This window comes from Nonomuraea harbinensis (assembly GCF_019396385.1).
Taxonomy (GTDB): domain Bacteria; phylum Actinomycetota; class Actinomycetes; order Streptosporangiales; family Streptosporangiaceae; genus Nonomuraea; species Nonomuraea ferruginea.
Genome location: NZ_JAHKRN010000006.1, coordinates 237,117 through 261,684 on the forward strand (window position 1 = coordinate 237,117; position 24,568 = coordinate 261,684).

Annotated in this window: 23 protein-coding genes; 12 read left to right on the plus strand and 11 right to left on the minus strand. The window is 71.4% G+C overall.

What is annotated here, in order from left to right:
* Positions 1-51 precede the first annotated feature (51 nt).
* The 9 genes from KME79_RS09275 to KME79_RS09315 form a co-directional block, all read right to left on the minus strand.
* Positions 52-1,485: a hypothetical protein gene (locus tag KME79_RS09275; protein WP_219544073.1), complete on the minus strand. Its 1,434-nt coding sequence runs from the start codon at positions 1,483-1,485 to the stop codon at positions 52-54.
* Between the two features lie 174 nt (positions 1,486-1,659).
* Positions 1,660-2,607, minus strand: a complete 948-nt coding sequence (locus tag KME79_RS09280) for a Ppx/GppA phosphatase family protein (RefSeq protein ID WP_148029134.1) — start codon at positions 2,605-2,607, stop codon at positions 1,660-1,662.
* Positions 2,598-3,086, minus strand: a complete 489-nt coding sequence (locus KME79_RS09285) for a DUF501 domain-containing protein (RefSeq protein WP_219544074.1) — start codon at positions 3,084-3,086, stop codon at positions 2,598-2,600. The genes KME79_RS09280 and KME79_RS09285 overlap by 10 nt, the downstream gene beginning before the upstream one ends.
* A complete protein-coding gene (locus tag KME79_RS09290; protein WP_246639510.1) occupies positions 3,076-3,585 on the minus strand; it encodes a septum formation initiator family protein in 510 nt (169 codons plus the stop codon). The genes KME79_RS09285 and KME79_RS09290 overlap by 11 nt, the downstream gene beginning before the upstream one ends.
* Before the next feature lie 60 nt (positions 3,586-3,645).
* Positions 3,646-4,923, minus strand: coding sequence for a phosphopyruvate hydratase (gene eno / locus KME79_RS09295; protein WP_148029131.1), 1,278 nt, complete (start codon positions 4,921-4,923; stop codon positions 3,646-3,648).
* A gap of 57 nt (positions 4,924-4,980) precedes the next feature.
* Entirely contained in the window at positions 4,981-5,916 is a 936-nt protein-coding gene (locus KME79_RS09300) for a nucleoside triphosphate pyrophosphohydrolase (RefSeq protein WP_148029130.1), read from the minus strand.
* Between the two features lies 1 nt (position 5,917).
* Positions 5,918-6,514 (minus strand): SurA N-terminal domain-containing protein, encoded by a 597-nt coding sequence (locus KME79_RS09305; protein ID WP_219544075.1) that lies wholly within the window; start codon positions 6,512-6,514, stop codon positions 5,918-5,920.
* Positions 6,515-6,542: 28 nt separating this feature from the next.
* Positions 6,543-10,031: a transcription-repair coupling factor gene (gene mfd / locus KME79_RS09310; protein ID WP_219544076.1), complete on the minus strand. Its 3,489-nt coding sequence runs from the start codon at positions 10,029-10,031 to the stop codon at positions 6,543-6,545.
* 255 nt (positions 10,032-10,286) lie between these two features.
* A complete protein-coding gene (locus tag KME79_RS09315) occupies positions 10,287-10,637 on the minus strand; it encodes a cupin domain-containing protein (RefSeq protein ID WP_219544077.1) in 351 nt (116 codons plus the stop codon).
* Positions 10,638-10,868: 231 nt separating this feature from the next.
* Here KME79_RS09315 and KME79_RS09320 point away from each other — a divergent pair, with 231 nt between their 5' ends.
* Both KME79_RS09320 and KME79_RS09325 read left to right on the plus strand, forming a co-directional pair.
* On the plus strand, positions 10,869-11,483 hold the full coding sequence (locus KME79_RS09320) for a type IV toxin-antitoxin system AbiEi family antitoxin domain-containing protein (RefSeq protein ID WP_219544078.1): 615 nt from the start codon (positions 10,869-10,871) through the stop codon (positions 11,481-11,483).
* A 126-nt stretch (positions 11,484-11,609) separates the two neighbouring features.
* Positions 11,610-12,104 (plus strand): nucleotidyl transferase AbiEii/AbiGii toxin family protein, encoded by a 495-nt coding sequence (locus KME79_RS09325; RefSeq protein WP_219544079.1) that lies wholly within the window; start codon positions 11,610-11,612, stop codon positions 12,102-12,104.
* A gap of 353 nt (positions 12,105-12,457) precedes the next feature.
* On the opposite strand, the gene KME79_RS09330 is transcribed toward KME79_RS09325, so the two are convergent.
* Entirely contained in the window at positions 12,458-13,285 is an 828-nt protein-coding gene (locus KME79_RS09330; RefSeq protein WP_219544080.1) for a helix-turn-helix domain-containing protein, read from the minus strand.
* Here KME79_RS09330 and KME79_RS09335 point away from each other — a divergent pair.
* The 4 genes from KME79_RS09335 (at position 13,284) to KME79_RS09350 (ending at position 16,758) form a co-directional block, all read left to right on the plus strand.
* On the plus strand, positions 13,284-13,826 hold the full coding sequence (locus KME79_RS09335) for a TIGR03086 family metal-binding protein (RefSeq protein ID WP_219544081.1): 543 nt from the start codon (positions 13,284-13,286) through the stop codon (positions 13,824-13,826). The genes KME79_RS09330 and KME79_RS09335 overlap by 2 nt on opposite strands.
* 62 nt (positions 13,827-13,888) lie before the next feature.
* A complete protein-coding gene (locus KME79_RS09340; protein WP_219544082.1) occupies positions 13,889-14,605 on the plus strand; it encodes a class I SAM-dependent methyltransferase in 717 nt (238 codons plus the stop codon).
* A gap of 66 nt (positions 14,606-14,671) precedes the next feature.
* Positions 14,672-15,880, plus strand: coding sequence for an adenylyl-sulfate kinase (cysC, locus tag KME79_RS09345; protein WP_148029124.1), 1,209 nt, complete (start codon positions 14,672-14,674; stop codon positions 15,878-15,880).
* A complete protein-coding gene (locus KME79_RS09350) occupies positions 15,877-16,758 on the plus strand; it encodes a sulfite exporter TauE/SafE family protein (RefSeq protein WP_219544083.1) in 882 nt (293 codons plus the stop codon). The genes cysC and KME79_RS09350 overlap by 4 nt, the downstream gene beginning before the upstream one ends.
* Here KME79_RS09350 and KME79_RS09355 read toward each other — a convergent pair.
* Complete coding sequence (locus KME79_RS09355) at positions 16,703-17,737, minus strand: glycoside hydrolase family 26 protein (RefSeq protein ID WP_308248849.1); 1,035 nt, start codon at positions 17,735-17,737, stop codon at positions 16,703-16,705. The two genes, KME79_RS09350 and KME79_RS09355, sit on opposite strands and share 56 nt — an antisense overlap.
* A 343-nt stretch (positions 17,738-18,080) precedes the next feature.
* Here KME79_RS09355 and KME79_RS09360 point away from each other — a divergent pair, with 343 nt between their 5' ends.
* From KME79_RS09360 to KME79_RS09385, 6 genes are read left to right on the plus strand one after another with little or no spacing between them, the layout of a single operon-like run.
* A complete protein-coding gene (locus KME79_RS09360; RefSeq protein ID WP_219544085.1) occupies positions 18,081-19,394 on the plus strand; it encodes a Wzz/FepE/Etk N-terminal domain-containing protein in 1,314 nt (437 codons plus the stop codon).
* Positions 19,391-20,659, plus strand: coding sequence for a hypothetical protein (locus tag KME79_RS09365; RefSeq protein ID WP_219544086.1), 1,269 nt, complete (start codon positions 19,391-19,393; stop codon positions 20,657-20,659). The genes KME79_RS09360 and KME79_RS09365 overlap by 4 nt, the downstream gene beginning before the upstream one ends.
* Positions 20,656-21,555 carry a hypothetical protein gene (locus KME79_RS09370; RefSeq protein WP_219544087.1) on the plus strand — a complete coding sequence of 300 codons (900 nt, stop codon included), beginning with the start codon at positions 20,656-20,658 and terminating at the stop codon, positions 21,553-21,555. The genes KME79_RS09365 and KME79_RS09370 overlap by 4 nt, the downstream gene beginning before the upstream one ends.
* The gene (locus tag KME79_RS09375) at positions 21,552-22,406 is read left to right on the plus strand and encodes a sulfotransferase domain-containing protein (protein WP_271279217.1); all 855 of its coding nucleotides are present in this window, start codon (positions 21,552-21,554) and stop codon (positions 22,404-22,406) included. The genes KME79_RS09370 and KME79_RS09375 overlap by 4 nt, the downstream gene beginning before the upstream one ends.
* Complete coding sequence (locus tag KME79_RS09380; protein WP_219544088.1) at positions 22,394-23,653, plus strand: lipopolysaccharide biosynthesis protein; 1,260 nt, start codon at positions 22,394-22,396, stop codon at positions 23,651-23,653. Before KME79_RS09375 ends, KME79_RS09380 begins: the two co-directional genes overlap by 13 nt.
* Positions 23,650-24,567 carry a sulfotransferase gene (locus tag KME79_RS09385; RefSeq protein WP_148029117.1) on the plus strand — a complete coding sequence of 306 codons (918 nt, stop codon included), beginning with the start codon at positions 23,650-23,652 and terminating at the stop codon, positions 24,565-24,567. Before KME79_RS09380 ends, KME79_RS09385 begins: the two co-directional genes overlap by 4 nt.
* Position 24,568: the final 1 nt, after the last annotated feature.

Sequence of the window (24,568 nt, forward strand, 5' to 3'; positions counted from 1 at the left end):
ACGAAGAACCGGGCGGCGTCACGTGGACACCGCCCGGTTCAGCTCGACTGATCAGGCAGGCTTCTCAGTCTGCGGGGCCTCCTTGGGCGGGCAGGTCGCGCTGAACTGCGACGTGCCGGAGGAGGTCGCGTTGGGGCTGACGACGACGAGCTCGACAGAGCCCGCGGTCACCGAGGCGCCACGCGTGCCGCCGACGCCCCACGTCACGTCGAGGCTGCCGTTGACCTGGCGCTCGAGCGTGTTGTGGTCACGCTTGCCGTCGACCACCCAGTAGTACTGGACGGTCGCCGGGCCGGTGCTGGTCAGGGTCGCCTTGAAGTCGACCCCGGGGCCCCGGTTGTCGGCGCACATCTCGTTGCGCTGACCGGCCACCGAGACGCTGGAGACGGAGACCGAGGGCTTCGGAGCCTGGCAGGCGGCGTACGACTGCGCAATGCTGTCGCGGTCGTTGGAGCCGAACACCGACAGGCGGACGGTGCCGCCGTTCTTCGCCGCACCCGAGAGCGCGGTGTCGGACAGGGTGACGGTCTTCGCGCCGCCCCGGTGGAAGGTGGTGGAGCCCGAGTCGACGGTGCTGCCGTTCACCGACCACACCCAGCGGACGCGGTCGGAGCCGCTGGCGCTGACCCTGGCGTGCGCGCTCACCTTGCACCCGTCGTGGTTGGTCGCCGTCACCAGGTTGGAGGCGTCGACCTTCACCCGCGGAGCGGGCGCCGGGGTGTAGTCCTTGCAGTGGACCTTGTAGTAGGCACGGTTGGAGACCGCGCGGTCCGGGCTGAGGACCTCGAGCACCGCCGAGCCCTTGTGGCTGTGGCGCGGCGAGAAGCCGACGCCGACCTTACGCGAGTCCCGCACCTTGACCTTGCCGTAGTCGACGGTCTTGCCGTTGACTACCCAGCGGTAGCGCACCCAGGACGGGCGCTCCACGCTGATCCGGCCGACAAAGTCGATCTTCGAGCCGGGGTTGCAGTAGCCCACGTACGTGGACGGGCTCGCCCATGCCTTCGCCGACACCCGCTTGTCGAGGTGGGTGCGCGTGACGTCCTTGGCCTGCACGCAGTCGACCGAGAAGTAGCCCTTCTTGGAGACGACCTTGCGCGGGCTCAGTACCTCGAGCCGCTGCCAGCCCTTGACGTCGCCCTTGAAGGTGGCCTTCTCCGAGAGCTTGATCGACTTGGTGCCCTTGGCCGAGACCTTGACGGTCTTGACCTTGCTCTTGGAGCCGTCGCCGTGGAGCCAGCGGTAGGCGACCGTGGTCTTGCCCTTGAGCTTGACCTTGACCGTGGCCGAGAACGTGATGTTCGCCGGGCACGACCCCTGGTAGTCGCGGTCGGAGGCCTTCGGCGTCGAGACCGACACCTTCGGCTTGACCCGCGGCTTGGCGGCAGCCTGCGCGGGGGAAGCAGCCAGACCGGCGACCAGACCGGCCAGCACGGCGGTGGACGCGACCGCGGCCACCTTCCGTACTAAGGCAGAGGACTTCATAGGAGAGTGACTCCATTCCGTGAGAGTAAGAACGCACACGGAGACGGTTGCCACGCCGACATTCATCTCTGCCCGGCCATATGGCAAAGCCCCCGTTACTGCAACGATCACTAAAGCACAAGGGCATTGCGCATTCAATACGAACACGCCGGTTATATGTGTAGATTTGGCGACTTAACGGACGAGAGACCAGGCAATTCCGTCAAGGATGTCGTGTTCGCTCACGACGACCTGCTCGAATCCGAACCTCCGGACGATCCGGTCGAGGATGAGCGCCCCTGCCACGATGACGTCCACCCGGCCCGGGTGCATCACCGGCAGCGCCGCCCGCTCGTCGTGGGTCATCGCCAGCAGCCGCCGGGTCACGTCGTGCACCTGCTCGCTGGAGAGACGCGCGTGGTGGATCCGCTCCGGCAGGTAGGCGGGCAGGTCGAGCGCGACGCCCGCCACCGTCGTCACCGAACCGGCCAGCCCCACGAGCGTGCGCGCGTCGCGTACCGGAACCTCGTCCTCGACGCGGGCGAGCGCGGCCTCGACGTCGGCCACCACCGCCTCCAGCGCCGCCGCGGACGGCGGGTCACCGGCGTCGCGCAGGTGACGCTCGGTCAGCCGCACGCAGCCGATGTCGACCGAGATCGCCGACTCGGCGTGCTCCGAACCCACCACGAACTCCGTCGAGCCGCCCCCGATGTCGACCACCAGGTAAGGCGGCAGCGGCCCCTGCGGCACCTCGGTCTCCGGCGACAGCCGCACCAGCCCCCTGGTGGCGCCGGTGAACGACAGCTCGGCCTCCTCGGACCCCGAGATCACCTCCGGCTCCACGCCGAAGATCTCGCGCACCCCGTCGGTGAACTCCTGACGGTTCGCCGCGTCGCGGGTCGCGCTGGTCGCGACCACGCGGGTGGCGCTCGCGCCGTGCTGGTCGATCAGCTTGCGGTAGGCGCGCATCGCGCCGAACGTGCGCTCCAGCGCCTCCGGAGCCAGCCGCCCGGTCCGGTCGACGCCCTGGCCCAGTCGTACGATCTCCATCCGCCGCTCGACGTCGGCCAGCGCGGCCTCGCCGGCGTCGGCCACGAGCAGGCGCACCGAGTTGGTGCCGCAGTCGATGGCGGCTACACGCATGGTCCGTCACTCCACCACTCGGGGAGGGCCTCCAGCGCCTCCCTGCCGAACGGGTTGCTCCCCGGCGCCGCGAGCTCGTGCGCGACGAGCGCGTGCAGGCACTTGACCCGCAGCGGCATGCCTCCGGCGCTCTGCATGCCGGGCGCCAGCGGCTCCAGCCCTTCCTCCGCGGCGACCTCGTCGCGCCTGGCCAGGTAGGCGTCGTGCGCGGCATGGTAGGCGGACGCCAGCTCCGGGTCGCCGGCCAGCCTGTCCTGCATCTCGCGCATCAGCCCCGAGCCCTCCAGCGTGCCGATGGCCGAGGCCGCCTTCGGGCAGGTCAGGTAGTAGAGCGTGGGGAACGGGCTGCCGTCGGCCAGCCTGGGCGCGGTCTCCACCACGTCGGGATTGCCGCACGGGCAGCGGTGCGCCACCCGGCGCAGCGACCGGGGCGGCCGCCCGAGCTGCTTCTCGACGGCCTCGGCGTCCTTACTGTCCAACGCTCTCCTTCTGCTTCTCCGGCTGCTTCTCCGGCTGCCCGGTGGGCTGCTCTGCCGGCTGTCCGGTCGGTTGCCCTGCCGATTGGCCGGGCGACTGCTCGGTCGCGCGCCGGCCCGTGCCGTCGTCGGCCGCCTGGACCGACTCCCACAGCGTCTGGTACCACGGCGGCTGCTGCGCCGGCCGCTGGGCCGCCGCCTGCCCCTTGCCCGGGTCGGGGTCCATCACCACGAAGCACCTCTCGCCCTGGCCGCAGTAGTGGAGGCGCTCCTTGGCCGTGCGCCTGACCCAGTTGGGGTCGCCGACCTGGCGGCTCTCGGCCAGCAGCCGCTGCCGCTCGGCCTCCACCTTGGCCTTCTCCTCGCGGAGCTCGGCGATGTCGCGCCGCTGGGCGATGTAGGTGCGGACGGGGTACGCAAGGCTCATGGCGATCGCGCATACCACCACCGCGAGGATCGCGGCCCGCCCCGTCAACTGCGGTTTCCTCGCCACCTCCGGCATCCACCTCCCCGTACGAACCGCCCGCGGCGCCATCGGACCGCCGCGGGCAGCTACCCGAAATTACTGCTGGAAACGCGGAAAGGCCGCGCGACCCGCGTAACGGGCGGCGTCGTCGAGGATCTCCTCGATGCGCAGCAGCTGGTTGTACTTGGCCACCCGGTCGGAGCGGGCCGGGGCGCCCGTCTTGATCTGGCCGCAGTTGGTCGCCACCGCCAGGTCGGCGATCGTGGTGTCCTCGGTCTCGCCGGAGCGGTGGCTCATCATGCACCGGTAGCCGCTGCGGTGGGCCAGGTCGACCGCGTCGAACGTCTCGGTCAGCGTGCCGATCTGGTTGACCTTGACCAGCAGGGCGTTGGCGGTGCCCGACCCGATGCCGCGCGCCAGCCGCTCGGGGTTGGTCACGAACAGGTCGTCGCCGACGAGCTGGACCCGGTCGCCGAGTGCCTCGGTGATGGCCTTCCAGCCCTCCCAGTCCTCCTCGTCGAGCGGGTCCTCGATGGACACCAGCGGGTAGTTGTCGACCAGGTCGGCGTAGAAGGCGATCAGCTCCTGGGCGGACAGGCCCTTGCCGTCGATGGTGTAGACGCCGTCCTTGTGGAACTCGGTGGCGGCCACGTCGAGCGCCAGCGCCACGTCGGCGCCGGGGGTGAAGCCGGCCCGCTCGATGGCCACCAGGATCAGGTCGAGCGCGTCGCGGTTGGACGGCAGGTTGGGCGCGAACCCGCCCTCGTCGCCGAGACCGGTGGCGTAGCCCTTCTCCTGGAGCACCTTCTTGAGCGCGTGGTAGACCTCGGTGCCCATGCGCACGGCCTCGCCGAACGACTCGGCGCCGATCGGCGCGATCATGAACTCCTGGATGTCGACGTTGGTGTCGGCGTGCGCGCCGCCGTTGAGGATGTTCATCATCGGCACCGGCAGCACGTGGGCGTTGGGGCCGCCGAGGTAGCGGAAGAGCGGCAGCTCGGCGCTGTCGGCGGCGGCCTTGGCCACGGCCAGCGAGACGCCCAGGATCGCGTTGGCGCCCAGCTTGGCCTTGTTGGGCGTACGGTCCAGATCGATCATGATCTGGTCGACGATGCGCTGGTCCTCGGCCTCGATGCCGTGGATCTCGTCGAAGATCTCGTCGGTCACGGCCAGCACGGCCTTGCGTACGCCCTTGCCGCCGTAGCGGTCGTCGCCGTCACGCAGCTCGACGGCCTCGAACTGGCCGGTGGACGCGCCGCTGGGCACCGCCGCCCGGCCGGTGCTGCCGTCGTCGAGGACCACGTCGACCTCGACCGTCGGGTTGCCCCTGGAGTCGAGGATCTCGCGAGCGTAAACGACCTCGATGGTAGCCACGGGATGCGCTCCTGAATCGATAGGCAATATGCGTTCAGAGCCTATCGGTAGAGGGCATCACGACCGGCGCGACTCCCACGCGCGCACCCGGTCGCGATACGTCCGCGCCGCGGCCCGCAGCTCCGCCTCCGGGTCGACGCCCGCCGAGCGCGCCCGCTTCACCAGGTCGAACAGCTCGCGGGCGACCCCCTGGCCGACCGCCGCGGACAGGCCGTCAGGCACGCCCGACCGCTCGGCGCGGCGCAGCAGCTGGGCCGCCAGCGACAGCGCCGGCTGGCCCATCGGCACCCCGTCGAGCAGCGACTCGTCGCCCCGGGAAGCCCGCTCGGCGGCCTTGATCGCCTCCCAGTTGTCGTTCACCTCGTCGGCGCTCTCCGCCTTGACCGAGCCGAACACGTGGGGGTGGCGCCGCACCAGCTTGCCGACGATGCCGTCGGCCACGTCGTCGACGTCGAAGCCCTCCGCCACGCGGGCGTGGAAGACCACCTGGAGCAGCAGGTCGCCGAGCTCCTCGCGGAGCGCGTCGTGGTCGCCCTCCTCGATCGTCTCCAGCACCTCGTAAGCCTCTTCGAGCAGGTAGGGCACCAGCGACTCGTGCGTCTGCTTGCGGTCCCACGGACACTCGGTGCGCAGCCGGTCCATCACCCGTACGAGATCGAGCACGCGCGCGCCCGGCAGGTCGTACGAACCGGGCACCACCTCGATCAGCGGCGGGTCGTCGAGCGCGATCGCGGCGTGGCCGAGGGCGCGCATGAAGTCCTCGTCGCCGTCGGCGGCGAGCCAGACCACCGTCTCCCCCGCCGCCCGCGCGACCAGCCCTGCCGGGTCGGGGGTGACGACCGCGACCTCCACCCCCGCCTCGGCGAGGTACGGCAGCTGCGGATGGTCCGGCGAGCCCGTCAGCACCGGGCCGGACCGGAACGCCTGCCACGCCTGGTGGCTGAGCAGCCCAGGCGCGACGCGCGGCGAGGTGGTGACGACGACGAGCGGCATGTCAGCCCTGCGGCTGCTGCGCGGTCTGGGCCGGCTTACCGAAGCGGCCCGGGTCGACGAAGCCCTGACCCTGCTGGAGGGTGCCGTAACGGGGGCTGAAGACCGTCTTGATCGAGTTGAACTCCTGCTGCACCTTGGCGGCGGCCTGCTGATTGCCCGCGCCGCCGAACTTGTCCATGACCTTGCGGATGCCCACCTCGGCCTTGACGTAGTCGCGCGCGTCAGCCGGCGAGACGCCCTTGGACAGCAGGTTCATCTCGGGGTCCTGGAACTGGCCCGGGTCCTTGAGCGCGGTGTCGATCTCCGTCTCGCTGACCGTGACGCCATGCTTGTCGGCCAGCTGCTGGTAGCGGAGCTGGTTGGTCATGCTGAAGAGGACGAACTGCGCGACGGGCGCCGTGAGCTGGTCGGGCCCGATGTTCGCCCTCTCCAGCGCGGCCTGGTAGCTCTTCACGTTCGCGTTCAGGTCGCTGGAGGAGATGCGCTGATCACCGACGATCGCCGCCGCTCCGGCCTCGACAGGGGTAGAGCAGGCGGCCAGGCCGAGGAAGCTCACCCCGGCTGCCGCGGCGGCCACAGCCACTCGTATCGACTTCACGTGTGTCCCTTTCCGACAAAAACCCCAGTCAGCTTACCGGCGCGAGTTCGAGGAACATCGCCTCGATCAGGTCGCCGCACCATTTGAGCAGATCCATGTCGCGCAACGGCTGCCCACCCAGCGGCTTCGTCTTGGGCACCGGCACCAGCAGCGTCTCCGCGGCCTGCTTGTAGACCGACTTCTTGTACAGCCGGTCGAGCCGGATCTGCTGCGACTCCCGCAGCCGCGCCGGACCGAACTTGATGTACTGCCCCTGCAGCGTGACGTCCGTCAGCCCGGCCTTGCGCGCCCTGAGCCGGAACGCGGCGACCTCCAGGAGGTTCTCCACCTCGACCGGCGGCTTGCCGTAGCGGTCGGTCAGCTCGTCGCGCACCTCGTCGATGTGCGCCGGCTCGGCGATGGCCGCGATCCGCTTGTAGGCCTCCAGCCGCAGCCGTTCCGAGGTGACGTAGTCGTGCGGGATGTGCGCGTTGATCGGCAGCTCGACCTTGACGTCGTGCTGCTCGGGGGCCGCCGCCACGCCTTCGAGCTTGGCCTTCTGCTCCTGCACCGCCTCGGCCATCAGCCGGACGTACAGGTCGAAGCCCACGCCCGCGATGAAGCCCGACTGCTCGGCGCCCAGCACGTTGCCGGCGCCGCGGATCTCCAGGTCCTTCATCGCCACGTACATGCCCGCGCCCATCTCGGTGTGCTGGGCGATCGTGGCCAGCCGCTCGTGCGCGGTCTCGGTCAGCGGCTTCTCCGGCGGGTAGAGGAAGTAGGCGTAACCGCGCTCCCTGCCCCGCCCGACCCGCCCGCGCAGCTGGTGGAGCTGCGACAGGCCGTAGTTGTCCGCCCGGTCCACGATGAGCGTGTTGGCGTTGGGCACGTCCAGCCCGGACTCCACGATCGTGGTCGAGACCAGCAGGTCGTACTCGCGCTCCCAGAACCCGACCATGATCTTCTCAAGCTGGTGCTCGTTCATCTGCCCGTGCGCCACCGCGATCCGCGCCTCCGGCACCAGCTCGCGCAGCCGCGCGGCCACCCGGTTGATCGACGCCACCCGGTTGTGCACGAAGAACACCTGGCCGTCGCGCATCAGCTCGCGCCGGATCGCCGCCCCGATCTGCTTCTCCTCGTACGGGCCCACGAACGTGAGGATCGGGTGGCGTTCCTCCGGCGGGGTGAGGATGGTCGACATCTCGCGGATGCCGGTCAGGCCCATCTCCAGCGTGCGCGGGATCGGCGTCGCCGACATGGCCAGCACGTCCACCTGCGTGCGCAGGTGCTTCATGGCCTCCTTGTGCTCGACGCCGAACCGCTGCTCCTCGTCGATGATGATCAGCCCGAGGTCCTTGAACCTCACCTCCGGGCTGAGCAGCCGGTGGGTGCCGATCACCACGTCGACCGCGCCGGAGCGCAGCCCGTCGAGCGTGCCCTTGACCTCGGCGTCGTTCTGGAAGCGGGAGATCGGCTTGATGGTGACGGGGAAGCTGGAGAACCGCTCGGTGAACGTCGACATGTGCTGCTGCACCAGCAGCGTCGTCGGCACCAGCACCGCCACCTGCTTGCCGTCCTGCACGGCCTTGAACACCGCGCGCACCGCGATCTCGGTCTTGCCGTAGCCGACGTCGCCGCAGATCAGCCGGTCCATCGGGACGCCGCGCTCCATGTCGCGCTTGACCTCGTCGATGGCCTCCAGCTGGTCGGCGGTCTCCGCGTACGGGAACGCGTCCTCCATCTCGCGCTGCCACGGCGAGTCCTGCGCGAACGGGTGGCCGGGCGAGGCCATGCGGGCCGAGTAGAGCCGGATCAGCTCTCCGGCGATTTCCTTGACCGCCTTCTTCGCCCGCGACTTGGCCTTGGCCCAGTCGGCGCCGCCCATCCGGTTGAGCGTCGGCGACTCGCCGCCGACGTAGCGGGTGACCTCGTCGAGCTGGTCGGTCGGCACGTACAGCCGGTCGCCCTTGGCGTACTCGATCACCAAATACTCGCGCGTGGCGCCCTGGACCGTGCGGCGCACCATCTCGATGTAGCGGCCCACGCCGTGCTGCTCGTGCACCACGTGGTCGCCCACCTTGAGCTGCAGCGGGTCGACCATGTTGCGGCGGCGCGACGGCAGGCGGCGCATGTCCTTCGTGGACGCCTTCTGGCCCACCAGGTCGAGATGGGTGAGCACGGCCAGGCCCGGCGTGACGAACCCGTGCTCCAGCAGCCCGGTGGTGACGTGCACGACCTTCGGCTCCGGCGCCTTGTCGACGAACCGCTGCAGGCGGGCCGGCACGTCGACGCCCTTGAGCAGCTCCACCATGCGCTCGGCGGACCCGTGGCCCTCGCTGATGAGCACGACCGCCTTGTCCTCGGCCAGCCAGCCCTTGATGTCGTCGAGCGCCTTGCGGGTGTCGCCGCGGTACGCCTCCGAGTCGTGCGCGGCCAGCTCCACGCCGCCGCCGAACGGCGCCATCGTCCACCACGGCTGGCCCAGCACCTCGGCGTGCCCACGGATCTCGTCGAGCGTGCGGAACGCCGCCGCGTCCAGGTCGATCGGCGCCTCGCCGCCCGCCGCCGCGTTGATCCAGGACGCCTCCAGGAACTCCTGCGACGTGCGCACGAGCTCCTCGGCCCGGCTCCTGATCCGCTCAGGATCGCAGACGAACACCGCCGACCTGACCGGCAGATGGTCGACCAGCAGGTCCATCTCACCGGCGAGCGCGGGCGCGAACGCCTCCATGCCCTCCACCGGCGTGCCCTCCGCGAGCTGGTCGAGCACCTCGGCCAGCGCCGGATAGCGCTCCGCCAGCTCCCGCGCCCGCTCCCGCACCTCCGCGGTCAGCAGCAGCTCCCGGCACGGCGGCGCGAACAGCCCCTCCTCCGCCGCCTCCAGCGAGCGCTGGTCGGCCACCTTGAACCAGCGGATCTCCTCGACCGTGTCGCCCCAGAACTCCAGCCGCAGCGGGTGCTCCTCCGTCGGCGGGAACACGTCCAGCAGCCCGCCGCGCACCGCGACCTCGCCGCGCCGCTCCACCATGTCGACCCGGTGGTAGCCGTTCTCCACCAGGCGCGTCACCACCTCGTCCAGGTCGGCGTCGTCGCCCGCCCTCAGCCGGATCGGCTCCAGCTCGCCCAGCCCTTTGACGATCGGCTGCAGCAGCGCCCTGATGGGCGCCACGACCACATTCAGCGGGCCCGCCGCGCTGTCGCCCTTCACCGGGTGCGCCAGCCTCCGCAGCACCGCCAGCCGCTGCCCCACCGTGTCGGACCGCGGCGACAGCCGCTCGTGCGGGAGCGTCTCCCAGGCCGGGAACACCGCCACGGACCCGGGGTCGATGAGGCTGCTCAGCGCCGCCGCCAGATCCTCCGCCTCCCGCCCCGTCGCGGTGACGGCCAGCACGGTGCGCTGATCGTGCCCGGCCAGCGCGGCCACGCCGAACGGCCGCAGCGCGGCGGGCGCCACCAGCGCGACGTCACCGCCCCTGTCGAGGGCGGCGGTCAGCTCGGGGTCGGCGACGACAAGGTCAAGTAGTCCGGAAAGACTCATCAGTTAGCCCCACGATGGCAACACGACTACCCCCGGCCAAGCGGAGCGCGGGGGTGATGACATCCAGCCTACTTCCCACCCGCCCCCTGCTCGCGCCCCCGCCCCGTCCAACCACGGGCCTCACGGACGGCGCTCCGCGCCATCGGCTCGGGCTGCGCCCAGCGGGGAGCCGAGCTCGATTCGGAACAAATCATTTGTAACGGACTTGGCGGAGCACCATGTGACGCTGTTCATTGACGTCGTCCCCGAAAGCTCTCAAGTGACCTTGTGGCCGGGCACGCTGGGCCATCTGACGGTGAGGACCACCGACTCCTCCTCCGCCCGCCACGAATGGTCGACGCCCTCGCCCCAGACCACGTAGTCGCCCCGCTCGGCCAGCAGCACGCTGCGCCCCGGGAGTTCGACGCGGAACCGGCCGCTGATCAGGATGAGCAGGGCGGTGCGGTTCTCGCCGGTGACCCATCGGGCGCGCTCGTCGCCGGGCTTGTGGAGGCCCCATTTGATCTCGACGGCCTCGCTGTGCCGCACGTCGCCCCGGGGTTTGAAGTGGCCGAGCAGCCACCCGCCGTCCAGCGGCCCGTCCACGTCGGCGTTACCGACGTACACTCGGTCATCCTCCACCGGGGAATCGGCGTGTGCCCTCTCGTCCACGCCCGAGGACGCTAGCACTCATAGGAGCCTGCCCACGGCGGCCTGAGGACGAAAGCGCCGCGACCACACCACTTCCTCGATGACGGGTACCAGCGGACTGGCGCGAGGCCCGCGGTGTCGACGCGGCCGACAGAAGACTGCATCAAATCCACCCCCTCTGGGCCGACGATGGGTAGGATTTGATGCATGGATCCTGCGGAGACATCTAGACTCCAGACAAGACTCGCCGGTCTCTCCCCCACCTTCACCGCGGGGCAAGCTCGTCTGGCCGCACTCACCTCCCGCGACTTGGGCTCCCTGGTCGCGGATGGAGAGATCTATGAGCTCTCCCGTGGGGTCTACCGGCAGGCATCAGCGCCGGAGACAGCACATCTCGACCTCTTGGCTGTGTGCACCCGTGTCCCGCATGCAGTCGTATGCGAGGAGTCCGCCCTCGCCGTTCATGAGCTCATCGATGACATCCCGTCGGCCGTCCACATCGCGGTGCCACGGGGACGACATCGCCCGTCGATCTCCTACCCGCCTGTCGTGGTCGCCCAGTACTCCCCCGCCGTTTTCACGCTGGGCATCGCGTGGTTCGAGGCCGCGCCGGGGGAAACCGTGCCCGTCTACAGCGCCGCCCGGAGTGTCGTAGACGCCATGCGTCATCGCGGACGCATCGGTGAGACCCTCGCGCTCTCCGCGCTCGGCCGCTACGTCCGCGGCGCCACCCCCGCCCAACTCGGCGAACTCCAGCGCATCGCCGGCAAGCTGGGCGCGCTGAAGCTCATCCGTCCCGTCATCGAGGCGGTGCTCGCCTGATGCCCAACCCCACTCGCATCACCACTGCCGGGCGCATCTACAACGACCTCCGCAACCTGGCCAAACGCAGCAGGCGATCGACCGACGAGCTCATGATCGAGTACGTTCTCGGGCGCTTCCTCTATCGTGTGGCGGTCTCCCCGCTCGGCGGTCGGCATCTCATCCTCAAAGGCGGCCTCCTGCTCGCCCAATTCCTACCCACAGCACCTCTCCACGGAGAGCTTCCAGATCTTCGGCTACCCTCTGGCTACTGTCATAGCCGAGAAACTCTCCACCGCAGTTGCCCTTGGTGACCTCAACACGCGTGATCGTGACTACGCGGATCTTTTTCGGCTGATCTCACTCCATGATCTGCATGGCGGTGACCTGACCGCAGCGCTCAACGCCACCGCAGATCACCGTGGTATCAGCCTGAAGCCGCTCAGTACGTCCATCACAGATCTGGCCGAACGGCGCCAGTCCTCCTACGCCGCTTGGCGCCGACGTCAAGGCAGCGCCGCCAGCGGTTACCCTGGGCGGTTCGCTTATGCCATTGATCTGGTGTGCGCCTTCGCAGATCCGCTCCTCGCCGGCGAGGTCACCCTCCGCAACTGGATGGCGGCCAAAGGAACATGGTCATGAGCGGCCAACGCATGCGGACTGAACGCTCCGGTCGTGACATGGCGACTTCCCTGTTCTGCGCCAATCATCGACATGCCGCGTCAACCGGCCTCGCGATCATTGGAAACACCGCTCCACACACGGGGGTCCAGGGGGCCGGGAGGCCCCCGGCCAGGGGTGCGGGGAGCTCGGCTCCCCGCTGAGCACAGTCCGAGCCGATCGGCGCGGAGCGCCCTGGGCGGCGAGGGCCATGCCGTTGGGTGAGCGTCCGGCGCCTTCAATCGAGCGTTTAGAAAGCGGGTGAGCTTTGCGGAAGTCGCCGTCCGGTGAGCCTTACGGAGGGTGCCTTCGAGCGGAACGGGAAAGGCGCCCCGTCAACGCGCCGGGCCGAGTCGGGCGTAGGCGGCTGGAGGCATGCCCACCACGGCGGTGAAGTCGCGGGTCAGGTGGGCCTGGTCGGTGTAGCCGAGTTCGGCGGCCAGGGTGGCGAGGTCGAGGCCCTGGTAGACGCGCTCCGCGGCTTCGTGCAGCCGGAAGCGGCGGATCACCCATTTGGGGCCGATGCCGACGTAGTCCCTGAACAGCCGCTGCAGCGAGCGCACCGATCGCCCCGACCGGGCGGCCAGCTGGTCGACCCTGGTCACGGTGACGTCGTTCTCCGCCATCACGACCAGCGCCGCGACCTCTTCGGCGAGCGGGTCCCGCTCCGGCCGCAGGCCCAGCAGGAACGTCTCGACGATCGCGATGGCGGCCGGAATACGAGGTTCGGCCAGGACGCGCTCCACCATCGACGAGCCCGCGGCGCCGTACATCTCGCCGATCTCGTGGAAGCGGCCGGTCAGCCGGTGCACGGGACCGCCGAGGAACGGCCGGAAGCCGCCGGGGGCGAAGCGGATGCCGAGGACGCGCCCGCTGCCCCGCATGGTGTACGAGAACCCGCCCCTGATCACCCCGGCGATCCGGTGGAAGTCATGGGTGATCGTCATGTTCACCGTCGGGTGGGAGACGATGCGCTGCTCGTACGGTTCGGCGAGGTCGGTCCAGGTGACGACCCAGAAGTGGTCGACGTAGGGAGCGAGCGCGGGGGACGGCGCGTGCCGGGCGAAGTCGAAGGCGGCGAGCCCGGCGTACGGGTCGACCCAGCCTCGCAGTCGTGTTTTTACAAGCCCCGCGGCGGGCCGGTCCGGCATCATCGCTGCCATGGAAGACATGATGCCGCTGATGACGCGTGCCACCGAACAGACCGCGAGCCTGGTCCGGGCGGTGCGGCAGGAGCAGCTCGGGCTCCCGACCCCGTGCGAGAAGTACGACGTGAAGGATCTGGTCAACCACCTCGAATGGGTGGCGGAGATGTTCGCGTCGCTGGCTCGCCACGAGGCGCCCGCCGAGCAGGGGCCGTACGCGGGCGACTTCCCTGAGCGGGCGGAGCGCACGCTCGCCGCCTGGTCGCGGCCGGAGGCGTGGGAGGGCGTCAGCCAGGGCATGGGCATGCCGATGACCACGCTGGCGCACATGTATCTCGTCGACATGGTGGCGCACGGCTGGGACCTGGCCAGGGCCACCGGCCAGGAGTACGCACCGGACCCCGAGACGGTCGCGCGGGCGCTGAGCTTCACCGAGCAGATGGCGGAGAAGGGCAGGCAGGGCGGCGTCTTCGGGCCTGCGGTGGCGGTGCCGGACGACGCCTCGCCGCTCGACCGCCTGCTCGGCGTCACCGGCAGGGATCCGGCCTGGACCCCCTAGATCCCGCCTCTGACTCCTGAAGATGCGCCACTATTGGCGTTCCTGTGATTACTGTGGGTCACATGTCTGAGGTACGGGCGGTGGCCCGGGGTGGGGGTCTGTTCAGTCAGCGGATCCGCGAGCAGTGGGCGGGGCAGCTCGGCCGGCGGCTGGACGTGCTGGTCGCCGGGTGCGCGCACGACGAGCCGCTGGTGCTGGACCGGATCGAGACCCGGGTGTCCGGGGTCGACGAGGACCTGCCGGAGATCCGGCGGGTGGTGGAGGAGCGGGCCGACCTGGTGACGTGGTCGCTGGGCGATCTGCGGTCGGCGCCGTTGCCGCCGCGCTCGTACGACGTGATCCAGTTGTCGTTCCTCCTGGAGCGGATCCAGCACGCGGAGCTGGTGTTCGACCGGCTGCTGCACGCGTTGCGGCCGGGCGGGCTGGTGCTGCTGCGGATGCGTGACCGCGAGTCGGCCTACGGACTGCTCGACCGGCTGACCCCGTCGTGGGTGCGGCGGCTGCTGTGGCGGCGGCTGGTCGCGGAGGGCACCCCGGGCCCGCTGCCGGCCAGGTACGGGACGCTGGCTTCGGCCGACGGGATGCACGCGTACTGCCTCGCCCGGGGCCTGATGGTCACCGACGAGGAGCGGGCGACGAGCGGGCCGGCGATGGGCCGGGTGGGGTCGGCGGCGGTGGCGGTGACGGCGCAGCTCACGCGGGGCCGCTATCCCGCCAGTCACGACGAGATCACCATGGTGATCAGGAAGCCGCACTACCACTTCGCCCGTCTCATCTAGTATCTCCCCGGCGCCAGCGGGTAGGGTTGCCTACCATTGCAGTCGGGATAGTTGGGATCAATCACCGTGGAGTGGACTCCGGAGCCGCGCGAGCTGGCCGATCTCGAACTGCTGCTGTCGGGGGCGTTCCAGCCGCTGACCGGGTTCCTGGGCCATGACGACGTGCACGCGGTGCACGAGCGCGGCACCCTCGCCGACGGCACCCCCTGGCCCGCGCCGGTGACGCTCCACCTGCCCGAGGACGCGGGCGGCGAGGTGACGCTGCTCGACCCCGAGGGCGTCCCGCTGGCCACGCTCACCGTGACCGAGCACGGGCCCGACGGGCTGGCCGCGGGGCCGGTCAAGGGGCTGGGCGCGCCCGAGCACGGCCCGTTCGCCCGCCTGCACCGCACCCCCGCCCAGGTACGCGACGAGCTGGGCGGGCGCCCCGCGCTGGCCGTCACGATGCGCGGCCCGCTGGACGACCTGGACGAGGTGGCGGCCACCGCCAAGGAGCTCGGCGCGGTGATCGTGCTGCTGCCTCTCTCGTACGGGGAGGACGGCCCCGGCGTGGTCAGGGCGGCGCTGCGGGCCAGGGACCGGCTGCCGGCGGGCACGCTCGTCGTCCCGGTGCCGCTGGCGCCGCGCGGGGAGCCCGAGATCGACCTGGAGCTGCGCGAGCACGTCGCGTCCGCCTACGGCGCGGCCGAGCACCTGGCGGGGCCCGAGCCGGTGCGCATCCCCGGCCCGCCGCACCGGCGCGGGCTGGTGGTGTTCTTCACCGGCCTGTCCGGGTCGGGCAAGTCGACGATCGCCCGCGGGCTCCGCGACGCCCTGCTGGAGCTGGGCACCCGGACCGTCACCTACCTCGACGGCGACGTGGTGCGGCGGCTGCTGTCGAAGGGGCTGTCGTTCTCCAAGGAGGACCGCGACCTCAACATCCGCCGCATCGGGTTCGTGGCCGCCGAGGCCGCCCGCCACGGCGGCCTGGCCATCTGCGCCCCGATCGCCCCGTACGCGGCGACCCGGGCCGAGGTGCGGGAGATGGTGGAGTCGGTCGGCGCCGACTTCCTGCTCGTGCACGTGGCCACGCCGCTGGAGGAGTGCGAGCGGCGCGACCGCAAGGGCCTGTACGCCAAGGCGCGGGCCGGGCTGATCCCCGAGTTCACCGGCATCTCCGATCCCTACGAGGAACCCGACGACGCCGAGCTGGTGGTCGACACCACGCACGTCTCGGTCGAGGCCGCGGTCGAGCGGGTGCTGGGCACGCTGCGCGCCGGAGGGTGGGTGCGATGATCGACTTTCCGCTGATCGTCGGGTCCTTCCTGGTCGCGATCGTGGTGGGGCTCACCGGCATGGGCGGCGGCGCGCTCATGACGCCGATGATGATGCTGTTCTTCAACGTGCCGCCGCTGGCCGCGGTCTCCAGCGACCTGGTGGCCTCGGCCGTGATGAAGCCGGTGGGCAGCTTCGTCCACCTCCGTCACGGCACCGTCAACCTGCGGCTGGTCTGGTGGCTGTGCGCGGGGTCGGTGCCGACGGCGTTCTGCGGGGTGTTCCTGGCACGGGCGTGGGCGGTGGGCGACGGGGTCAAGTACGCGCTCGGGGTGGCGCTGCTGCTGGCCGTCGCGGGGCTGGCCGCCAAGACGCTGATGGGCGACAGGGGAGGCACGGCGGGCGCGAACGAGATCCGCGTGCGCCCCATCCCGACCGTACTGGTCGGTATGGTAGGCGGATTAATCGTGGGAGTCTCCTCCGTGGGCTCCGGTTCGCTGATCATCGTGGCGCTCATGGCCCTCTACCCGGCGCTGAAGGCCAACCAGCTGGTCGGCACCGACCTCGTCCAGGCCGTGCCGCTGGTCGTCTCGGCCGCGCTCGGCCACCTGCTCTTCGGTGACTTCCAGTTCGACCTGACCGTCTCGCTGCTGATCGGCTCGATCCCGGGCGTCTATCTCGGCGCGCGGATCTCGTCCCGCGCGCCGGGCGGCCTGATCAGGGCGATGCTGGCGATCGTGCTGCTGGCCTCGGCGCTCAAGCTGCTGAACGTGGACAACATGATCACGCTGGTCGCCCTGGCGGTCGCCACCGTGGTGATCGTGGTCGGCTGGCGCCTGCGGGTCAGGGCCGCGGCACGCGCGTCGCGCGGAAGTGCGGATCTCTCGCGAGCTCGGTGAACGCCTTGCCGGCCGTCTCGGCGGTGTCGAACCTGGTGTCGCCCCGCGGCGCGTGCGGCGAGTCGAAGTAGACCATGGCCTTGATCTGCGGGTAGCGGCGGATCTGGAGGCGCACCGACTCGAAGAACGCCCGCTTGAAGGCCGGGTCGTCGGGCCGCTCGAACACCCCCCACTCGGCGATCATGACCGGTTTGCCGGGGAAGCGCCACTGCATCCACCGGTAGAAGCCGGGCCACTCGTCGAAGTCGGCGCGCGTCTTGTTCACCAGGGAGCCGAAGTCCTGCACCCGGTGGTCGGCGTAGGGGTCCATGGCCACCCAGTCGACCACGTCGTCGCCCGGGTAGAGCTCCTCGAACCAGGGTTTGACCGCCCAGTTGGGGGCGCCCATGTAGGTCATGACGGTGACCGCGTTCTTGACGCCCTTGTGGCGCAGCCGGAGCACCACGTGGCGGAACATCGCCGCGTAGTCCTTGGCCCGCATGCCGGAGCCCGCCGCGGAGCCGACGTCGTTCTCCGGCTCGTGGTGGATGGTGAGGAAGAACCGCTCGGGGAACGTCCGCCTGAGGTGGTCGGCCAGCCGGTCGATCCGGCCGTCGACGGCGCCCCCGGCGACCTCGGCCCAGGTGTGGGTGAGCGACGGCTTCCAGTTGATCAGCAGCAGCCGCGGGTGCTCGGGATCGCGGGCGAGCCGGATCTCCTTCTCGTTCGGGAACAGCTCCTTGCCCCGGTGGTAGACGTGCACGATGTCGGCGGGCGCGGCCATCCGCCGCTCGGCGCTCGCCACCGCCTCCACCACGTCGAGCCCGGTGAAGATCTCCGGGGCGATGCCCCACCAGGCGCCGCATGACGGGATCAGCCGGCCGGTGACCGCGCAGTCGGGCGAGTCGGCGACGAGCGGGGGGTTGCCGGCGCGGGCGGGTTTCTGAACGGCGCCGCCCGGCCCCGCCGAGCAGGCGGCGAGCACGGCGGCCAGCCCCACCGCCAATCCGGAGAAAGCTGCTCTATACGGAAATACCCGTCGAGCCACAATCGTCGCCCCCTTTTTCCCAGGACCCCCGCCCTATCAAACCTGAACCTTGCCACGCCATTCCCGGAACTTCAGCCAGAGCCGAACTCCTCCCAGCTCACCCCACCCGCCGACCGCCCCGACAAACGCCGAAAAATCGCTTTATAAAGGTACGATTCCGCGCCCGTACGAGAGAAAATCTTGCGGATCTCGCGTGACCGATAACCCGCGCCCCTATAGTGGGCGCACACCACGGCGCGTGACGCAGAGTCGTCAGTAAGCGACTATCCGCACACACTTCAGGGAGACTCGCCTCATGAGCCTGCCGCCGGACCGTCCGGTTCACCGTTCCGGCGCCGATCTGGGAGACCATCTCGCCCTGCTCCGCCGGCGCTGGCTGCTGTTCCTGGGATGCTTCCTCGCGGGCGGCACCGTGGGGCTGGCGATCATGCGCGTCACCCCGCCCGCCTACACGGCCACCACCTACGTGCTGGTCACCTCGGTGGGCGTCCCGGAGCCCGGCAACCAGGTGACCAGCCGGCAGCGCGAGCAGCTCAACCTCGACACCGAGGCGCAGATCGCCCAGTCGGCGGTGGTCGCCACCAGGGCCGCCGCGCAGGCGGGCACCGCCGACCTCGAACCCGTCGAGGTGTCCGTCCCGCCCAACTCGTCGGTGCTGACGATCTCGGTCACCGCCGCCGAGCCCGGCGACGCCGCGCTGCAGTCACGGGCGTACGCGCAGGCCTACCTGGAACACCGCGCCGACAGCGCGCGCGCGGAGATCGCGGCGCAGCAGCAGCTGGTGGCCGTCAAGCTGCGGCAGGCGAACGCGGCCCTGTCCACGGTCATAGGCGAGCTGCCCGCGCTGCCCAGAGGAGGCCCCGAGCACACCCGTGCGGCGCTCCGGCAGACCGTGCTCTCCCGGCAGGTCGCCGTGCTGACCCAGAAGTACGACGCGCTCAAGACGGTCACGGTGACGCCCGGAGAGGTCATCAGCGCCGCCACCCCTCCCCAGGACCCCAGCTCGCCCAGCCTGCCGCTGCACCTCGGGTCGGGCCTCATGGCCGGGCTGCTGATCGGGGCGGCGGCCGCGCAGGCGCGCGACCGGCTCGACACCCGGCTGCGCACGGCGGCCGACGTCGAACGGCTGACCGGGCTGCCCGTGCTGGCCGACGTGACCCGCCCGCTCGACCACGGCGCGCTGCACGAGCTGTCTTCGGCCGTGCTCGCCTCGTGCCCCGGCAAGCGGCTGCTGGTCAAGGCGGTCCCCCCGGCGCTCGGCGGCACGCCGGTGGCCGTGCCCCTGGCCGCGAACGTGCCGCTGGCCGTGCTCGACGGCACCGACGTGGGCGACCTGGCCAGAGCGGACGCGGCGCTCCTGCTGATCGGCCTCGACGGGGCCGACGCCTCCGACGTGGCCTCCGTCGTACGGCTGCTCAGCAGGCAGAGCGTGCCCATCATCGGCGCGGTCACCACGACCGACCTGACGCCCGAGCCTGTCCGGGCGCCGCGCGGCCAGCACACCTCGCTCGGCAAGCTCGTCGCCAGCGGCGAGATCGAGACGGGCATCGGCGCCAGGACCACCGCGCCCATGCACCCGATGCGGCGGCCCCCCGGCTCGGCGACGTGAGAGGACCCGCATGGCCCGTCGCGGCGCTGCTGCTCGGCTACCCGCTCTGGTGGGCGCTGGGGTTCGGCGGGCTGTCGGTGGTCGTGCTGGCCGTGCCCATGGCGGTCATCCTGTGGCGGCGCAGGCCGGTCAGGGTGCCGCCCGGCTTCGGGCTGTGGATGCTGCTGATCGCCGGCTACCTGCTGAGCGGCCTGATGCTGGACGAGATGCCGCCCGGCACCTACGGCGAGCTCGGCGCGGGCCGGCTGATCGGCTACGGGATGCGCCTGGCGCTGTACGTGGCGGCCCTGATCCTGGTGGTCTACCTGGGCAACCTCACCGAGCGGGAGCTGCCGCAGCTGCGGCTGGTGCGGATGCTCGGGGTGCTGTTCCTCACGGCGGTGGCGGGCGGGCTGCTCGGCGTGTTCGTGCCCGGCCTCTCCTTCACCTCCCCGCTGGAGCTGGTGCTGCCCGACTGGATCTCCGAGCACCCGTTCGTGCAGAACCTCGTCCATCCGACCGCCGGGCAGACGCAGAAGGTGCTCGGCCACGCGCTGCCCCGGCCGGAGGCGCCCTTCGAGTGGGCCAACGCCTGGGGCGGCAATCTGTCGGTGCTGCTCATCTGGTTCGTGGTCGGCTGGTGGGTGTACGGCTCGCGCCGCCGCCGGATGCTGGCCGTGGCGCTGGTGGCGGTGGCGGCCGTGCCGATCGTGTACTCGCTCAACCGGGGGCTGTGGATCGCGCTCGGGCTGGCCGTGCTCTATCTCGCCCTCCGCGTGGGCGGCCGGACCCGGATGGCGCTCTGCGCGGTGACGGCCGCCGCGGCGCTGGCGTTCGTGCTCAGCCCGCTCGCTCCTTTGGTGGCGAAGCGGCTGGACAGCCCGCACTCCAACGACATCCGGGCCTTCACCGTCTCGGCCACCGTCGCGGCGACGGGCCACTCCCCCGTCATCGGCTACGGCAACACCCGGCGCGCCATGGGCAGCCATCGTTCGATCACCACCGGCAAGACCTCGTGGTGCCCCGGCTGCGGTCACCCGCCGCTGGGCAGCGACGGTCAGCTCTGGCTGCTGCTGATCTCGCAGGGGCTCACCGGGGCGGTGCTCTACGTGGCGTTCTTCGCCGGGGCGATCCGCCGCCACTGGGCCGACCGCTCGCCGATCGGGCTGGCCGGGGTGCTGGTGATGTGCCTGGTCCTCTTCTACATGCTCGTCTACGACGGCCTGGTCACGCCGCTGAGCCTCTACGCGATCTCGTTCGCGCTGCTGTGGAGGAACACCTCATGAACGACGCCCGGATCCGGCTGATCTACCTGGCCGGCACGATCGACCTGCTCTACCCCGGTCCCGGCGGGCAGCGCGCCTACACCCTGCTGCCCCACGCCCGGCTGCCGCGCCGGCTGGCGCCGCGCCGCTGGTGGCATCCGGGCCGGCCGCTCGCGCTGCCCACGCACGGGTCGATCGCCGAGCACCTGGGCGAGGTGTTCGGCGCCCCGGTGGAGACCGTGGTGCACGTACGGCCCGCGCGCCGGGCCAACCGCAAGCCGGTGCTGGAGGCGTACCGCGGGGGCGAGCGGATCGCGTACGTGAAGATCGGCGACACCGCGCGGAGCCGCGCCCTGGTCGCCAACGAGGCCGCCGCGCTGGACCGGCTCGCCGGCCGGGCGCTGAAGACCGTCGTCGTGCCCTCGGTGCTCCACCACGGGAGCTGGCACGGTCTCACCGTGCTGGCGCTGTCGCCGCTGCCGGTGCGCCGGGGGCGGGTGCCCGTCTCGCTGCTGACCCGCGCGGTCGAGGAGATCGCGGCCACCGGCGACGCCGGCGGGCACGCCTGGCACGGCGACCTCTCACCGTGGAACCTCGCGCCCTCCGGTGACGGGCGGCTGCTCGTGTGGGACTGGGAACGGTACGAGACCGGCGTCCCGTACGGGTTCGACGCCCTGCACCACCTCTTCCAGCGGGCGCTGCGGCGCATGGACCCGGCCACGGCGGCGCGTGCCTGCCTGGCCCGGTCGGGGCGGACGCTGGCCCCGCTCGGTCTGTCGGCGGCACAGGCCAGGCAGACGGCGCTGCGCTACCTGATCGCGCTGGCCGACCGGCACGCCGCCGACGGCCACGAGCCGCTCGGCCCGCCGGGCGACTGGCTGAACCCCCTCGTCGACTATCAGGAGGCCCTGCTGTGAAGACCGCGAAGCAGACGGCGCTGTCCGTGTCCAGGACCACCGGGCGGATGACCTCCGCCGCGCGGATCCTGCCGTCGTTCCTCATCATGGGCGCCCAGCGGTGCGGCACGACCTCGATGTACCGGGCGCTCGCGCAGCATCCGCTGCTCTACAAGCCGGTGCTGCGCAAGGGCGTGCACTACTTCGACACCGACTACTGGCGCGGGCTGCAGTGGTACCGGGCGCACTTCCCGCTGAAGGTCGGCACGGCGCTGCTCACCCGCCGGTTCGGCGGGCTTCCGCAGGCGTTCGAGTCGTCGCCCTACTACCTGTTCCACCCGCTGGCGGCCGAGCGCATCGCCGCCGATCTGCCGGGGGTGAAGCTGATCGTGCTGGTGCGCGACCCGGTCGAGCGGGCCTGCTCGGCGCACGCGCACGAACTGGCCCGCGGGTTCGAGACCGAGGAGAGCTTCGAGCGGGCGCTGGAGCTGGAGGAGGAGCGGGTGGCCGGGGCCGAGGAGCTGCTGCGGACCGGCCCGCACGCCGTGCACCACGCCCACCGCCACCTCGCCTACCTGGCCCGCGGCCGCTACGCCGACCAGCTCGAACGGCTGGAGCCGCTGTTCGGGCGGGAGCGGATCATGGTGATCGACAGCCACCGGTTCTTCGCCGAGCCCGAGCCCGTCTACGACCGGCTGCTGCGTTTCCTCGGCGTGGCGCGGTTCGGTTACCCGGGCTTCTCCCGGCACAACTGGCGGCCGCGGCCCAAGCAGCTGCCCGACTCGCTGCGGCGGGAGCTCATGGACGGGTTCGAGGAGCACGACCGGAGGTTGGTCCGCTGGCTGGGCGGTGAGCCGTCGTGGCGGCGCTGAGACGGGTCGCCCGGGGCGGGCTGGCCGGGGTCACCGGGGCGGCGGTGGGGGCGCTGGCGCAGTTCCTCCTGGTCGTGGTGGTGACCAGGGCCTATCCGGTGGAGGTCGCCGGGGCGTTCTTCACCTCGATCGCGCTGGCGCTGATGGTGGCCGGGGTGGCGAAGCTGGACGCGGGGAACGGGCTGGTGTTCTTCATCGCCCGCGCCGAGACCTACGGATATCACGGCGTTTCGGGATATGTCAGGGCGGCTTTGGTGCCGGTGGCGGTCGTCGCGACCGCCACCGGCCTCCTGCTGTGGCCGGTGCTCGGCGTGCTCGCGCTCGTGCCGCCCGCCATCGCCGTGGCCGACGTGCTGCTCGCCGCCTGCCGGGGCTTCGGCTCGATGCGCCCGACGGTGCTGCTGGACGGGGTGCTGCTGCCGCTCTCCCAGCTCGCCCTGGTCGCGGCCGCGGCCATGGCCGGGCTCTCCGGCGCCTCGCTCCCCCTCGCCTGGGCGCTCCCGTACCTGCCCGTCGTGGCGCTGGCGGCGCTCGCCCTGCGCGGCCGGACGCCGCGCACCCCCTACCTGCCGGGAACGGCACGCGACCTGTGGCGGCACACCGCGCCCCGGTCGGCGGCGGGCGCGATCCAGGCGGTGTTCCAGCGGCTCGACATCGTGATCGTGGCCGCGCTCGGCGGCCCGGTCCAGGCCGCCGTCTACACCGCCGCCACCCGGTTCAAGGTCGTCGGCCAGCTCGCCGGCCAGGGCCTCGCCCAGGCCGCCCAGCCCCGCCTGGTGAAGGCGCTGGCCGACGGCGACCTGTCCAGGGTCAGGGAGCTCTACCAGGTGACGACCATGTGGCTGGTGCTGGCGACCTGGCCGATCTGGCTCGGGTACGCCGTGCTGGCGCCGTGGCTGCTGCGCGTCTTCGGTCCGGGCTACGCCTCGGCGGTGCCGGTGGCGCTGGTGCTGGCGGCCACGATGATGGCGGCGACGGGGTGCGGCATGGTCGACGTGGTGCTCACCGCGGCCGGCCACACCACCGCCAGCCTGCTCAACCTCACCGCCGCCGTCACCTGCACACTCGCGCTGGACCTGGCGCTGATCCCCTCTCACGGCGCGCTGGGGGCGGCGATCGGCTGGGCGGGCGGCGTGCTGGTCAAGAACGCGCTGCCGCTCTGGCAGCTCCACCACCGCTACGGCCTGCGCCCGTTCGGCCGCCACAGCCTGGCCGCGCTCCGCCCGCGCACCTGGGCGGCGGCATGAGCGGCCCGCCCGTGCTGGTCACCGGGCTGCCCAGGAGCGGGACGAGCTGGACGGGCAAGATGCTGGCGGCCGGTGGTGAGCTGGTCTACGTGAACGAGCCGCTCAACCCGCAGCACCCGCCCGGCCGCTGCCCCGGAGTCCTGCGCGCCCGGGTCTCGCACCGCTTCCAGTACATCTGCGACGACAACTCCGCCGCCTGGCTGCCCGCCTTCCGCGCCACCGTGGCCCTGCGCTACGGCTGGGCCGCCGAACTCCGGGTCAACCGCACGCCGTACGATCTGGCGCGCATGGTCCGGTACGGTGCCGCGTTCACCCTCGGGCAGCTGACGGGGCGGCGGGCGCTGCTGGACGACCCGTTCGCGGTGCTGTCGTCGGCCTGGTTCGCCGAGCGGCTGGGGTGCCGGGTGATCGCCCTGGTCCGCGACCCGGTGGCGTTCGTGGCGAGCTGGCAGCGGCTCGGCTGGACGATCTACTTCCACGAGCTGCTCGAACAACCGCTGCTCGTCCGCGACCACCCCGAGGTGCTGCGCCTGCGCGCCCTGGTCGGCTCTCAGGACCGGGTGGCCAAGGCGGCGGCGCTGTGGCGGGTGACGCGCACGATCCTGTCGCGCGTCCCCGGCATCCTGGTGACCTCCTACGACGACCTGGCCGCCGACCCGGTGCCGGGCTTCCGCGACCTGTACGGGTACGCCGGCCTGCGCTGGAGCCCCGCCGCCGAACGCCGGATCGTCCAGGCGTGCACCGGCGGCGGCCCGCCCGCCGGCGGCTTCGCCTGGTCGGGTCTCTCGCGCACGGCGTACCGTCCCATGGACTCCCGCCTCGCCGCCCGCTCCGGCTCCCGCGGCCTCACCGAGGCGGAGATCGCCCGCGTCCGGGAGCTGACCGGCCCGGAGACGACCACCGTCCGAGCTTGAG